This window comes from Pseudarthrobacter sp. Pseusp20, from assembly GCF_059492155.1.
On record NZ_CP168521.1, the window covers coordinates 117,770 to 130,401 of the forward strand.

A 12,632-nucleotide genomic window follows, 5' to 3' on the forward strand; every position below is an offset into this window, starting at 1 on the left:
AGCAGTGCCGTACAAAATCCGAATGGAGCATCATGCTGACCGCAGAAGAGACCCAGGACAAGGACCGCCCCCTCCGCGAGACTGTCCGGGATACCCTCCGCACCAGGATTTTCGAAGGACACTACGCTCCCGGCACGCGGCTGGTGGAACGCGACCTGGCAGCCGAATTCTCCGTCTCCCGGCTGCCGGTCCGCGAGGCCCTGCGCATGCTTCGCCAGGAAGGCCTGATCAGCGACCGGGGCGCCCGCGGGGCTGAGGTGAGCAGCCTCAGCCCCAAGGACGTGGAGGACCTCTTCGATGTCCGCCAGTCCCTGGAAGTCCTGGCGTGCCGGCTCGCCGCCAAACGGGCTACCAAGGAGGACCTCGCCCATTTGAAGGGGCTGCTGGACGATGCGGAAACCTTCCTGGCCAAGGGATCAGTGATGGAGGCGCACCGCTCCAACAGCGAATTCCACGACGCCATCACCCGCATCGCGGACAACAACTTCCTCAAGTCCGCCCTGGAACCCCTCCAGGGCCGCATGCACTGGCTGTTCCGGCATGTCAGCGACCTGCCCGAACTCATCCGCGAACACCGCGACCTGTACACCGCCATTGCCAGCGGCGATCCGGACAAGGCAGCCGCCCAGTCCGCATCACACATTGGAAAGTACCGGGACCAGTTTCCCGAGGACTTCCAGAAGACCGAACCAGAATTCCACCGGAAGAGAAAATGAAACTCCTGGTCATCAACCCCAACATCAGCGCCGATGTCACCGCGCTGATTGAATCAGAGGCGCTCCGTTCCGCCTCCGCCGGCACCGAACTGCTGGTCAGGACTGCCGGGCACGGCGTGGAGTACATCGAGACCCGCTTCGAAGCCCTCATCGCCGCGGGTGCCGTGGCAGAGATCATTGCCGAACACACCCGTCCCGGCGCAGACCCGGTGGACGCCGTGGTGGTGGCTGCCTTCGGGGACCCGGGAATGCCGGCCCTCAAGGAACTGGCCGAGGTGCCCGTCATCGGGATCACCGAGGCCGCCCTGTGCGCAGCAGCACTGCAGGGCCACCGGTTCTCCATCATCGCCATCTCGGACCGGATCAAGCCCTGGTACCGCGAGTGCGTGGAGCAGTTCGGACTTGCCGGACGGCTGGCCTCCATCCGTTCCATCAATGACTCCCTGACCAGCATCGCCTCCGTCCAGCAGGACTTCAGGGAAACCCTGCTGGCACTCAGCCGGCAGGCCGTGGCGGAGGACGGCGCCGACGTCGTGATCCTTGCCGGCGCCCCGCTGGCCGGCCTGGCCCGCGACCTCACGGGGCAGATTCCCGTCCCTGTGGTGGATGGCATCTCCGCAGGCATCCGCATGGCCGAGGCCGTTGCCGCGCTGCAATCCGGGCCGCACCGCGCCGGCGCCTTCGCCCCGCCGCCGGCCAAGGACCGCAAGGGCCTGTCGCCAAATCTGGACGCGGCCCTTGCCGCCCGCCAGGAGCACGCCGGCACCCCCCAGCCCGCCGCCTAGCCAGAGCCCAACAACTTTAGGAGGACACCGATGTCCCACCAGCCACAACTCGTCATTGCCAACGCCACCGTGGTGAACAGCCACGGCCGCCGGGAGGCGCACGTCGTGGTCCACGACGGCCGCATTGCCCGGCTCGTCGACGCCGCCGGGCCCGTCCCCGCGGCGGACCGCACCATCGATGCGGCGGGCAAACTCGTGATCCCCGGCGGCGTGGACGGACACTGCCACGTGGCCCAGGTCACGGGGCGATTCCGCACCCTGGACGACTACCGGACCACCTCCACGGCAGCGCTGTGGGGCGGAACCACCACCATCATCGATTTCGGAATTCCCCGCGACGCCCAGGAAACCCCGCTCGCCGCCGCCCTGCACAAGAAGGAACTCGCCACGGAGTCCCGCTGCGACGTTGCCCTTCACGGCGCCGTGGTCACCTGGGACGAAACCGTCCCGTGGCAGCTTGAGCAGCTCGCAGCGGAAGGCGTCCGGTCGGTGAAGATGTACACCACCAACCGGGGCACCACCATGGCCGACGGCGACACCATCCTGAAGGTCATGCGGGAAATGGTCCGGCTGGACGGGTTGACGTACATCCACGCCGAACACGATCCCATCATCGCCGACTGCACCGCCCAGCACGCTGAGGACGGGCGGATCGGCATCGAACACCTGCACCGGACCCGGCCGGAACTGGCCGAGGAGATCTCGGTCAAGGAAACCCTGGCCATGGCCGAATACACCGGCGCCCCGGTGTACTTCGTCCACCAGTCCACGCCCGGGGCAGTGGACCTGGTGAGCGAAGCCCGCTCCCGGGGACTGGAGGCCTACTCCGAGACCTGCCCGCATTACGTCACGCTGGACGATTCCGTCTACGGATCCACCTTCCCCGAGTGGTTCGCCTGCTGCCCGCCCATGCGCAGCCCGGAAACCGTGGCCGCCCTCAAGGAGCGGCTGGTGTCCGGAGCCATCCACACCATGTCCTCCGACCACTCCTGCTACGACCTGTCCCAGAAGCGCGAGCGCACCGACGACGTGCGCGCCATGCCGCACGGACTGCCCGGCGTGGAGACGCGGATGCCGGTGACGTTCACCGCGATGACCTCCGCCGGGGCAACCGTGGAGCAGTTCGTGGAGGCTTTCGCTGCCGCGCCGGCACGGATCAACGCCGTGCCCGGCAAAGGCTGCATCGCCGAGGGGTTCGACGCCGACCTGGTGGTTTTCGACCCCGCAGAGGAACGCACCGTAAACGGCGCGGCCCTGCACATGGGAACGGACTTCTCGCCTTTTGACGGGAGGGCACTCACGGGCTGGCCCGCCGTCGTTGTTTCCAAGGGACGCGTGGTCCTGGACGCGGACGGCTTCCATGACCCGGGCGCCGTGGGCCGCTTCATCAACCGCACCGGCTTCCGGCAGCACCAGTCTGCTGCCCCCGAAGCTTCCCGACTCGCCGCCGCCCTCTAGGAGCCCCCATGCCTGCAAGCACACGCCCCCGCCGGATCGGCATGATCGTGCCGTCCTCCAACACCTGCCTGGAACCGCAGACCTACCGCATCCTGGGCGGCCGCACCGACGTCACGGTGCACTTCACCCGGATCCCAGTCACCCGCATCGCGCTCGATGACTCCTCCGACCGCCAGTTCGATCCCACAGTCATGCAGGAGGCAGCAGCGCTGCTGGCGACGGCGGACGTGGACGTGATTGCCTGGAACGGCACGTCAGGCTCGTGGCTGGGCCCGGCGCACGACCAGGAGTTGGCGGCCGGGATCAGCGGCGCCACGGGCATCCCCGCCACCACCTCCACGCTTGCCTACCTGGAAGCCTTCCGGACCTTCGGCACGGAGCGGATCGGCCTGTTCACCCCCTACACCGCGGACGTGAACCACCGGGTCATCGCCTGCTACGAGCGCGAAGGCATCAAGACCGTGGACCACCGGGCGCTGGGTTTGAGCGACAACGAGTCCTTTGCCCGGGTCACCGACGACGAGATGCGCCCGGGTTCCCTGGAACTGGCTGCCGCGGCACCGGACGCACTGGTGTACCTGTGCACCAACCTCTACGGGGCCAACATCACCGCCGAAATCGAGGACAGCACCGGAGTGCCGGTGCTGGACTCCGTTGCCGTCACCCTCTGGCACGCTCTGAAACTGGCAGGCGCGCCGTTGCTGGAACCACGCTGGGGACGGCTGCTGGGCTAAACCGCCCTACATCCGCAAGGTCAGGGCGCCGGGCTCCATGGTCATGAGCACGTGCTTGCTCTCGCCTTCGTGGTCCCCGTCCAACTGGTAGTCGTCCTTGTGTTCCAGCGTGATCTCAACGGTCTTGCCCTGGAAGTACTCCACGGCGGTGTCCTTGCCGCGGCCCTTGCCGATCATTCCCGCCACCACGGAGAGCCACCCCAGCTTTCCGTGGTGGGGAGCCAGGACGGCGATGTCCAGCAGGCCGTCGTCCACCTTGGCATCAGGGAAGATTTCAAGACCGCCCTGGACCTTGCCGCAGTTGCCCACCATCACGCTGCGGACGCCCCGGTGCACCACGGGCTTGCCGTCGATCACCACGGTTGCCTTGACCGGTTTGCCGGGCAGGTTCCGGATGCCGGCGTCCACGTAGGCCAGCCAGCCCACCTTGTCCTTCAGGTCCTCGTTGGTGTCCGCCATGATGGTGGCGTCATAGCCCAGGCCGGCCATGACCAGGAAGAGCTGGTCCTTGTCCGGGTCGCTGCGCCGGGCCCGGACCACGTCGATCTTCCGCTCCGTGCCGATGAGGGCCCCGGCCATGGCGCCGTCGTAGTCGGTGACGTCCATGCCCAGGTTGCGCGCCAGCAGGTTGCCCGTCCCCAGCGGCAGCAGGCCCATGGGGGTGTCGCTGCCGGCCAGGACCTCGGCAACGCACCTCACGGTGCCGTCGCCGCCGGCCGCGATCACGATGTCCGCACCCTGGGCCAGCGCTTCCTTGGCCTGGCCGACGCCCGGATCCTCCTTGGTGGTTTCCAGCCAAATGGCTTCCCCCCACCCGTTTTCCACGCAGTGCTTGGCCACCAGGCCGCGCACGTCGATATCCACCGGCTTGGCAGGATTGACGATGATGGCGGCACGTTTGGGCGAAGTGGAGCTGTTGTCAGTCATGGCGTCCTCTGATGGCGGATGGAAAGCAAGCTTCTGAGAGAAGGGTAACCCGCCCGGTGCGCCGTTCAGCGCCTACAGGGCCTTGACCGCGCCCAGCACCTGGGCCAGGGAGTCCTTGGCGTCGCCGAACAGCAGCGATGTCTGGGGTTCGTACAGCAGGTCGTTCTCGATGCCGGCGAATCCCGGGCGCATGGACCGCTTGAGGAACACCACCTGCCGCGCCTCCGCCACTTCAAGGATGGGCATGCCGTAGATCGGCGAGCCGGACGAAGTCTTGGCGGCGGGGTTCACCACGTCGTTGGCGCCCACCACCAGGGCCACGTCCGTCGTCTTGAACTGCGGGTTGATCTCGCCCATCTCCTTGAGCGACTCGTACGGGACGTTGGCCTCGGCCAGGAGCACGTTCATGTGTCCGGGCATCCGGCCGGCCACGGGATGGATGGCAAAATCCACTTCGATGCCTCGGGCCTCCAGGGCCAGGGCCAGCTCGGCGGCCGTATGTTGGCCCTGCGCCACGGCCAGGCCGTAGCCGGGGACGATGATCACCCGCTGGGCGTACCCCAAAAGGACCGCCACGTCCTCGGCCGAGGACGAACGGACCGGACGCTCGCTTACGGCGGTGGACCCCGCCGTCGAACCTCCCCTGAAAGCCCCGAACAGGATGCCCGCCACGCTCCGGCCCATGGCGGCGGCCATGGCCCGGGTGAGGATGGTGCCCGAAGCCCCCACCAGGGTCCCGGCCACCACCAGCAGGACGTTGCCCAGCACCAGGCCGGACGCCGCGACGGCCAGGCCGGTAAAGGCGTTCAGCAGCGAGATGACGATTGGCACGTCGGCGCCGCCTACCGGCAGCACCAGCAGGACGCCGGCGGCAAGGCCCAGCAGCAACAGCAGGACCGCAAGGGGCAGCGAGGCGGTGAGCACCACGGCCACGCCGGCGGCCACTGCGGCGAGCAGGACCACGGCCATCACCACCGGGAGGCCCGGGAAAACCACGGGCCGGGTGGTCATCAGTTCCTGCAGCTTGGCGAAGGTGACGCCGGAACCGGCGAAGGAAACGGCACCCACCAGGAGCGTGAACACGATGGCCACGCGGACCCAGGGATTGCCGGCATGGCCCAGTTCCAGGAGGGCCACCAAGGCAGCCGCGCCGCCTCCCACGCCGTTGAACAGCGCCACCAGCTGGGGCATCTGCGTCATCTTCACGCGCCGGGCCACGGGTGCCGCCACCACGCTGCCCACCGCGATGGCGGCCAGGATCCAGGGGATGTTCTCCAGCCGGGCGGACAGGAACACCGTGACGACGGCGATCAGCGCACCGAGTGCGCCCACCAGGTTTCCGCGGCGCGCGGTCCGCGGGGAACTGAGCCCGCGCAGGGCCAGGATGAAGCAGACCGCCGCGACGAGGTAGAGCAGGGAGGTCCCGATGGGGTCGAGGAGGCTCATTTGCTGCCCGTTTCAGGCTGCACGGCACCTTTTGGGGCTGCGTCCTTCCTGGCATGGAACATGTGCAGCATCCGGTCCGTCACCACGAACCCGCCCACCAGGTTGGCGGTGGCAAGGACAACGGCGAGCAGCGCCACCGCCAGGACCCATGGGTCTGCTGCCTGGCCGGCCACAATGATGGCACCGACAAGGATGATGCCGTGGATGGCGTTGGCACCGGACATCAGCGGCGTGTGCAGGGTGCTGGAGACCTTGGACACCACTTCGAAGCCGACGAACACCGCCAGTACCGTAATGGTCAGCAGGGCTGTTCCGTCCATCAGAGCGTTCCTTCCTGCCGGGCCGCGGCCGTGGCCGGCTCTGCGGCGGCACGTGCGCGGGCGGCCAGCAGCTCCGCCGTGGGCTGGTGCCGCACCACGCCGTCGTGGGTGAGGCAGGCACCGGCCACCACTTCGTCGTCGAAATCCAGGGTGAGCCCGCCGGCACCGGCGTCATCCGGGCGCACCAGCAGGGCCAGCAGGTTGGCCACGTTCTTGGCGTAAAGACGGGAGGCGTCCGACGCCATCGCCGAGGCCGGGTCCTTCAGGCCCACCAGGGTGACGTGCCCCATTCCATCGGCGGTGGGGATGGGGATGTCCTGGCCCGGTACCGAACCCTCCACGTTGCCGCCGGACTCCGCGGCGAGATCAACCACCACCGACCCGGGCCGCATGCCCTGCACCATCCCGCGCGTCACCAGGAGGGGTGCGGGGCGCCCGGGGACCGCCGCCGTCGTAATCAGCACGTCCGACTGAGCCACGTGCGGCGCCAGCAGCTGCCGCTGCCGTGTGCCGGCATCGGAGCTCAGCTGCCGGGCGTAGCCGCCGGCCGCCTCCGCCGTCTCCAGGTCCAGCCGGATGAAGGTGCCGCCCATGGAGGCAACCTCGTCCGCGGAAGCCGGACGGATGTCGTTGGCGAAAACCCGGGCGCCCAGGCGCTTGGCCGTGCCGATGGCCTGCAGCCCCGCCACCCCGGCTCCGAGGACCAGGACCCTGGCGGGCGGAATGGTTCCCGCGGCCGTCATGTAGAGCGGGAAGAAGCGGGGCAGCCGGATGGCAGCCTCCAGCACGCAGCGGTAGCCGGCCACCAGCGCCTGCGAGCTGAGGGCGTCCATGGACTGGGCACGGGAAATGCGGGGCACCAGTTCAAGGGCGAAGGAGGTCACCCCGTTGTCCGCGAGCGCCTGCACTGCCGGCAGCTCGGACGACGGCGACGCGAGCCCCACGGTGACGGCTCCCCTTTTCAGGGACGCGGCGGTGTGCGGGTCAAGGGGGCGGACATGCGCCAGGATGTCGAGGGCCGTGGTGTTGAGTTCCGGGACGACGGCGGCGCCGGCGTTTTGGTATGCCTGGTCAGCGTGCCCGGCGCCGTCCCCCGCCCCGGTCTCCACCAGGACCTCCAGCCCCATCCCGGCCAGCTGCCTGACGGTATCCGGCGTGGCGGCCACACGACGCTCGCCCTCCCGGCGTTCCCGCGGTATGCCCAGTTTCACCCGCCGACCCCTCCTCCTGACAAGCGATGCAGCGGCTCTGCTGCACGCAGTTGGCTAGAGTCTATGGCCCGTTCAGCTGCGGCGGGAGTGGTGCGCTGTGCTTGTGTGGAAACAGTTACATGGCAAGCGGCCTTGAGCGCGGTCCACCGCGGGAGGGAGGGTCAGCCGCGGGTGGTTGGGCCAGGGCCGCCGTAATCGAGTGCGATCCGCCGCGCGGTCTCCATCAACGGGGGAAGGACTGACGCTTCAATGTCCTGGGCGGCCGCCCGATGCGTCTGCAGTGAAACATTCGCCGCAGCCACCACCTCGTTCCCCCGCCGCACCGGCACGGCCACGCCGCGCAGGCCTTCCTCGAGCTCCTGGGAAACCATGGACCAGCCCCTTTTACGCGCCAGCTCCACTTCGGAACGCAGGTCGTCAATGCTGCTGATGGAGCGGTCGGTGTAGCGGTGCAGCTGGACCGTGCGGAGATACTCCTCGAGCTGCGCCGGGGGCATTCCGGCGAGGAGCACCCGGCCCATTGACGTCGCCCAGGCCGGAAACCGGGTCCCCACGGTAATGGAGACGCTCAACAGCCGCGGCGACGGCACGCAGGCAACGTAAACCACGTCGCCGCCGTCGAGGATGCACAAGGCCGTGGTCTCGTTCAGGTCCTCCGCCAGTTCCTTGAGGTGCGGCTGGGCCACCCCGGGCAGCGTAAGGCCGGCCAGGTAGGCCCGACCGATGTCCAGGGAACGGGCGGTCAGTTCAAAGGCCTGGCCCTCGGCGCGGAGGTAGCCAAGATCTGCCAGGGTCAGGAGGAACCGGCGCGCGGAGGCGCGGGTCATGTCGGTCCGGGCAGCAACCTGGGAAACAGTGAGCCGTGGCTGGTCGGGGGAAAAGGCGAGCAGCACGTCGAAGGCCTTCTCAACCGACTTCACAAAGTAGGCTGGCTGCTCCTCCATGAACGTTGCGGTTCCTCTCCCGACGGTCGGCGCCCCGGCATAGGGTCCGCCGGGCTTCAGCGCCTGTCCGATCATATCGGCCCGGTGGGCACTGGAGTGCGGGGGGCGGCCCGCTGGTCAGGAGGCGGCCCGGATGCGTTCCAGCGTTTCCTTGAGCAGCCTCCCGGACTGCACGTCGAGCCCCAGGAGCGGCACCATGGCCACCGCCTGTTCCCGCAGGTGCTCCCAGCCATCGATGCACCGGACTCCCAGGCCACGCGCCCGGGCCACGCTTGCAGTGGTGTGGCGGGCATACACGAAGTCATAGAGGACGGCGTCAGGGGCGAGTGGGCCGTCGCCCCATGCCGGACCGTCAGACATGCTTTTGCCGATGGGAGTGGCATTCACGATCAGGGAGGCATCGGCGGACAGCTCCTGCCCCTGCTGCCAGGAGACCGTCCGGGCGTCCATGCCGCGTTCCCGGGCAAGATCCAGCAATTCCGCCGCGGCGTGCGGGTCGCGGTCAGTGATGGAAACGGTCCCCAGATGCCCCTCCAGGGCGATCATCGCGGCCCTTGCCGCTCCACCGGCGCCCAGGAGGAGGGCGTGCCGTTGGTACTGGCCGCCCAGCAGCGCGGTCACGGCGGATATATCGGTGTTGTGCCCCACCAGCCGTGTGCCCTTTCGAACCAGGAGGTTGCAGGCACCGCTCAACAGGACCGGGTCTGTTGCCTCGTCCGCTGTTTCCGCCGCCCAGTGCTTGTGCGGCATGGTCACGTTGGCCGCCACGATGCCAGGCGCCAGGAGCCGCCTGCGGACCTCGTCGAGGTCGCCGCCGGCCGGCACATCCCAGGCATCGTAGGTCCATCCAAGGCCGAGTTCCTGGAAAACAGGATTCCAGAGGCGCGGGGACATGGCCTTGGAAGCTGCTGATCCGATCAGGACTAAGCGGGAGGGTTCCATCGTGAAGCACCTTTCCGTCGGCGTTGTGATTGGCGTCACCGACTAGTATCCTCTTTCTAGGCGCATTACGCACACATGTTCGCAATGCGTACAAATAGAACAGATCCCCCGCCTTCAGCGTGGAAGGAAAACCCGGACATGACCGACATCGCAGCAGGAGCCCAGGCCAAGCCGACGCCTGAGGCACAACGCCGGCTAAAGCGCGCCAAGAAGGCAGCGCTGGCCGCATTCCTCGGCGGCGCCCTGGAGTACTACGACTTCTTCATCTACGCCACTGCCGCTTCCCTCGTCTTCTCGAAGATCTTCTTCCCGGCGGGCGACCCCACGGTTGCCTTGCTGGCCTCCTTCGCCACGTTCGGCGTGGCATACGTGGCCCGGCCCTTCGGCGCCGTGGTGTTCGGCCACCTTGGTGACAAGATCGGCCGGAAGAATACGCTCGTGCTCACCCTGGTGCTCATGGGCAGCGCAACGTTCCTCATCGGCGCCCTGCCGGACTTCAACACCGCCGGCTACTGGGCACCCGCGCTGCTGGTCCTGCTCCGCCTGATGCAGGGCCTCTCCGCCGGCGCCGAGACGGCCGGCGCCTCCGCCCTCTCCACGGAAGAGGCTCCCGAGGGCCGGCGCGGCTTCTTCGCCAGCTTTGCCATGAGCGGCATTTCCGCGGGCATCGTCCTGGCATCCCTGGCCTTCCTGCCCGTGGCTGCCATGAGCGAGGCCGACCGCCTCGCCTGGGGCTGGCGGATCCCGTTCTGGCTCTCCCTGATCGTGCTCATCGTCGCCTACCTGGTCCGCCGGTCACTGGCCGAACCTGAGGTCTTCGAGGAAAAGCAGGAGCACGGTGAACTGGTGAAGCTTCCGTTCGCCAAGATGTTCCAGACCCACCCGGCGCAGTTCTTCCAGGTGGCGCTCATGTCCTTCGAAACGGTCACCAACACGTTCATGCAGTCATTCGGCCTGGCCTACGCCGTGTCCGTCGGCGTTCCCGCTTCCACCATGCTGTGGGTCAGCATCGTGGGCAACATCCTGGCCGTCTTCACCCAGCCCCTGACCGCGCGCCTGTCGGACACGTTCGGCCGCCGGCCCATCTTCATCATCGGCGTCCTGGGCTCCGGCATCATGATCTTCGTGTATTTCTCGGTGATCGCCACCGGCAACATCCCCATGATCTTCCTGACCAGCACGCTGATCACCGCCGGCACCTATGCCATGTCCAACGCGATCTACCCGGCCTGGTTCTCCGAGCTCTTCAACGTCAAGGTCCGCTACTCCGGCATGGCCATCGGGCTCCAGATCGGCATCCTGTGCGCCGGTTTCACCCCGCTGCTCGGCACCGCCCTGGTGGGCGCCGACAAGGCGAACTGGGGACCGGCAGCCTGGATCGTGGCAGGCTCGTCGATCCTCGCCGTGGCCGGCGCCTGGTGGGCGCGCGAGACCGCCAAGACGCCGCTGCGGGAACTGGGCAACCCCGTCCGGTAGGGGCATTCACAGCCCCATAACGAACAGAAGAGGACGACGGCGGGAAGCACCCGCCGTCGTCCTCTTGCTTAACCTGGCGGCGCGGCGTGGCCCTGGTTGAGTGCGCAGGAACAGTCCCGGCGCACTCAGGCCAGGAGTGGACGCGCGGCTGGGGTTTTTGTTATCCGCGGGCGGTCAGGTCCGCGGAGATGAGTTTCGCGGTGGCCATGATCTCCTGCGCCACCGAGGCCAGGTAGGCTTCCCGGTCCGGTTTGGCCTCCACGGACTGGGCCTGCAGGGAGACGTTCACGGCGGCCACCACCTTGGGTCCGTCGTACACAGGAGCGGCAACGGACATCAGGCCCAGCTCCAGTTCCTGGTCCAGCAGGCACCAGCCCTGTGCACGGACCGTTTCCAGGACGGCCAGCAGTTCCTGGACGGACCCGAGGGCGCGGGGGGTCAGGGGCTTGATGTCGGCCGCGGCGAGATAGGCCTTGAGGTCCGACGCCGGCAGGTGGGCCAGCAGGACCCGGCCCATGGAGGTGGCGTAGGCGGGGAACCGGGTGCCCACGGTGATCCCGATGGTCATGATGCGGCGCGTGGTGACGCGGGCAATGTAGGCGATGTCGGTGCCGTCCAGCACGGCGGCCGACGTCGATTCGCCGAGTTTGAGGGACAGTTCCTCCAGGTGCGGCTGGGCCAGTTGGGGCAGCGACAGCCCGGAGAGGTAGGCGTAGCCCAACTGGAGGACTTTGGCCGTCAGCGCGAAGGTCTTGCCGTCGGTGCGCACGTACCCCAGCTCCACCAGGGTGTGCAGGAACCGGCGTGCCGTGGCACGGGTCAGGCCCGTGCGGCCCGCCACCTCGGTGAGCGTCATGACCGGCCGGTCGGCGTCGAAGGCGCGGATCACCGCCAGCCCGCGGGCCAGCGACTGGACGTACTGGTCGCTGGCCTGCGGGGTTGGCTGGATATCGGTACCTGCGGCGTCGGTCATGGTAACCAATCCTAGGGCCGTCCTTAGCCGGCCGAGGCGGCCTTGAGCGGGACGGGGATGAGTTCCTGGAGTTCCTCGAGGGTGCAGCCAAAAGTCTCGCGGACGGTGACACCGTTGGGACCGGTGAGGAAGACGGCCTTGTCCGTGTAGACGCGGGTGACGCAGTTGACGCCGGTGACCGGGTAGGTGCAGGCCTCGACGATCTTGGAGGCGCCGTCGCGGGTCAGGAGGGTCATCATGACGAAGACGTCCTTGGCGCCGGTGGCCAGGTCCATGGCACCTCCGACGGCGGGAATCGCCCCGGGTGCGCCGGTGTGCCAGTTGGCCAGGTCACCGGTGGCCGAGACCTGGAAGGCGCCCAGTACGCAGATGTCCAGGTGCCCGCCGCGCATGATGGCGAAGGAGTCGGCGTGATGGAAGTAGGAAGCGCCCGGGAGTTCGGTCACGGGAATCTTGCCGGCATTGATCAGGTCCTCGTCAATGTCATCACCCTTGGCTTCGGGGCCCATGCCGAGCATGCCGTTCTCGGTGTGGAGGGTGATGTTCTGTTCCTCGGTGAGGTAGTTGGAGACGAGGGTGGGCTGGCCGATGCCGAGGTTCACGAACGAGCCCGGGGCGATGTCGCGGGCCACGAGCCGGGCGAGGTCATCCCGGCCCAGGGGCGTGGCGGAGGTCTGGAGTGATGTTGCAGTGGTCAAGG

Annotated in this window: 13 protein-coding genes; 5 read left to right on the forward strand and 8 right to left on the reverse strand. The window is 68.0% G+C overall.

From position 1 onward, the window contains the following. Nucleotides 1-32 precede the first annotated feature (32 nt). The 4 genes from ACEN9K_RS00570 to ACEN9K_RS00585 are packed head-to-tail and all read left to right on the forward strand — an operon-like array spanning nucleotide 33 to nucleotide 3,693. A complete protein-coding gene (locus ACEN9K_RS00570) occupies nucleotides 33-716 on the forward strand; it encodes a GntR family transcriptional regulator (RefSeq protein ID WP_018769782.1) in 684 nt (227 codons plus the stop codon). Continuing rightward, nucleotides 713-1,501: an aspartate/glutamate racemase family protein gene (locus ACEN9K_RS00575; protein WP_056392439.1), complete on the forward strand. Its 789-nt coding sequence runs from the start codon at nucleotides 713-715 to the stop codon at nucleotides 1,499-1,501. Before ACEN9K_RS00570 ends, ACEN9K_RS00575 begins: the two co-directional genes overlap by 4 nt. Before the next feature lie 30 nt (nucleotides 1,502-1,531). After that, a complete protein-coding gene (locus ACEN9K_RS00580; protein WP_478222663.1) occupies nucleotides 1,532-2,959 on the forward strand; it encodes an amidohydrolase family protein in 1,428 nt (475 codons plus the stop codon). A gap of 8 nt (nucleotides 2,960-2,967) precedes the next feature. Continuing rightward, complete coding sequence (locus ACEN9K_RS00585) at nucleotides 2,968-3,693, forward strand: maleate cis-trans isomerase family protein (protein WP_134164878.1); 726 nt, start codon at nucleotides 2,968-2,970, stop codon at nucleotides 3,691-3,693. Nucleotides 3,694-3,699: 6 nt separating this feature from the next. Here ACEN9K_RS00585 and ACEN9K_RS00590 read toward each other — a convergent pair whose 3' ends face one another. The 6 genes from ACEN9K_RS00590 to ACEN9K_RS00615 all read right to left on the reverse strand — a co-directional run bounded on the left by ACEN9K_RS00590 (nucleotide 3,700) and on the right by ACEN9K_RS00615 (nucleotide 9,483). Beyond that, complete coding sequence (locus tag ACEN9K_RS00590; RefSeq protein WP_134164877.1) at nucleotides 3,700-4,620, reverse strand: diacylglycerol/lipid kinase family protein; 921 nt, start codon at nucleotides 4,618-4,620, stop codon at nucleotides 3,700-3,702. Nucleotides 4,621-4,692: 72 nt separating this feature from the next. Further along, the gene (locus ACEN9K_RS00595) at nucleotides 4,693-6,066 is read right to left on the reverse strand and encodes an NAD(P)(+) transhydrogenase (Re/Si-specific) subunit beta (RefSeq protein WP_018769787.1); all 1,374 of its coding nucleotides are present in this window, start codon (nucleotides 6,064-6,066) and stop codon (nucleotides 4,693-4,695) included. Further along, nucleotides 6,063-6,386: an NAD(P) transhydrogenase subunit alpha part 2 gene (locus ACEN9K_RS00600; RefSeq protein ID WP_223993130.1), complete on the reverse strand. Its 324-nt coding sequence runs from the start codon at nucleotides 6,384-6,386 to the stop codon at nucleotides 6,063-6,065. The genes ACEN9K_RS00595 and ACEN9K_RS00600 overlap by 4 nt, the downstream gene beginning before the upstream one ends. After that, entirely contained in the window at nucleotides 6,386-7,597 is a 1,212-nt protein-coding gene (locus tag ACEN9K_RS00605; protein WP_018769789.1) for a Re/Si-specific NAD(P)(+) transhydrogenase subunit alpha, read from the reverse strand. The genes ACEN9K_RS00600 and ACEN9K_RS00605 overlap by 1 nt, the downstream gene beginning before the upstream one ends. Nucleotides 7,598-7,758: 161 nt before the next feature. Further along, nucleotides 7,759-8,541 (reverse strand): IclR family transcriptional regulator domain-containing protein, encoded by a 783-nt coding sequence (locus tag ACEN9K_RS00610; RefSeq protein WP_018769790.1) that lies wholly within the window; start codon nucleotides 8,539-8,541, stop codon nucleotides 7,759-7,761. 117 nt (nucleotides 8,542-8,658) lie between these two features. After that, a complete protein-coding gene (locus ACEN9K_RS00615; RefSeq protein ID WP_495635031.1) occupies nucleotides 8,659-9,483 on the reverse strand; it encodes a shikimate dehydrogenase family protein in 825 nt (274 codons plus the stop codon). 138 nt (nucleotides 9,484-9,621) lie between these two features. Here ACEN9K_RS00615 and ACEN9K_RS00620 point away from each other — a divergent pair, with 138 nt between their 5' ends. Further along, complete coding sequence (locus tag ACEN9K_RS00620) at nucleotides 9,622-10,959, forward strand: MFS transporter (protein ID WP_142070083.1); 1,338 nt, start codon at nucleotides 9,622-9,624, stop codon at nucleotides 10,957-10,959. A gap of 160 nt (nucleotides 10,960-11,119) precedes the next feature. On the opposite strand, the gene ACEN9K_RS00625 is transcribed toward ACEN9K_RS00620, so the two are convergent. Both ACEN9K_RS00625 and ACEN9K_RS00630 read right to left on the reverse strand, forming a co-directional pair. After that, entirely contained in the window at nucleotides 11,120-11,932 is an 813-nt protein-coding gene (locus ACEN9K_RS00625; protein ID WP_018769794.1) for an IclR family transcriptional regulator domain-containing protein, read from the reverse strand. A gap of 23 nt (nucleotides 11,933-11,955) precedes the next feature. Next, complete coding sequence (locus ACEN9K_RS00630; protein WP_495635032.1) at nucleotides 11,956-12,630, reverse strand: 3-oxoacid CoA-transferase subunit B; 675 nt, start codon at nucleotides 12,628-12,630, stop codon at nucleotides 11,956-11,958. Nucleotides 12,631-12,632 lie beyond the last annotated feature (2 nt).

What these genes read in the sequence shown, in the direction of transcription:
- ACEN9K_RS00580 (WP_478222663.1), top strand. Translation starts at nt 1,532, where the DNA reads ATGTCCCACCAGCCACAACTCGTCATTGCCAACGCCACCGTGGTGAAC.
- ACEN9K_RS00595 (WP_018769787.1), bottom strand. Translation starts at nt 6,066, where the DNA reads ATGAGCCTCCTCGACCCCATCGGGACCTCCCTGCTCTACCTCGTCGCG.
- ACEN9K_RS00615 (WP_495635031.1), bottom strand. Translation starts at nt 9,483, where the DNA reads ATGGAACCCTCCCGCTTAGTCCTGATCGGATCAGCAGCTTCCAAGGCC.
- ACEN9K_RS00610 (WP_018769790.1), bottom strand. Translation starts at nt 8,541, where the DNA reads ATGGAGGAGCAGCCAGCCTACTTTGTGAAGTCGGTTGAGAAGGCCTTC.
- ACEN9K_RS00585 (WP_134164878.1), top strand. Translation starts at nt 2,968, where the DNA reads ATGCCTGCAAGCACACGCCCCCGCCGGATCGGCATGATCGTGCCGTCC.
- ACEN9K_RS00620 (WP_142070083.1), top strand. Translation starts at nt 9,622, where the DNA reads ATGACCGACATCGCAGCAGGAGCCCAGGCCAAGCCGACGCCTGAGGCA.
- ACEN9K_RS00625 (WP_018769794.1), bottom strand. Translation starts at nt 11,932, where the DNA reads ATGACCGACGCCGCAGGTACCGATATCCAGCCAACCCCGCAGGCCAGC.
- ACEN9K_RS00575 (WP_056392439.1), top strand. Translation starts at nt 713, where the DNA reads ATGAAACTCCTGGTCATCAACCCCAACATCAGCGCCGATGTCACCGCG.
- ACEN9K_RS00600 (WP_223993130.1), bottom strand. Translation starts at nt 6,386, where the DNA reads ATGGACGGAACAGCCCTGCTGACCATTACGGTACTGGCGGTGTTCGTC.
- ACEN9K_RS00570 (WP_018769782.1), top strand. Translation starts at nt 33, where the DNA reads ATGCTGACCGCAGAAGAGACCCAGGACAAGGACCGCCCCCTCCGCGAG.
- ACEN9K_RS00590 (WP_134164877.1), bottom strand. Translation starts at nt 4,620, where the DNA reads ATGACTGACAACAGCTCCACTTCGCCCAAACGTGCCGCCATCATCGTC.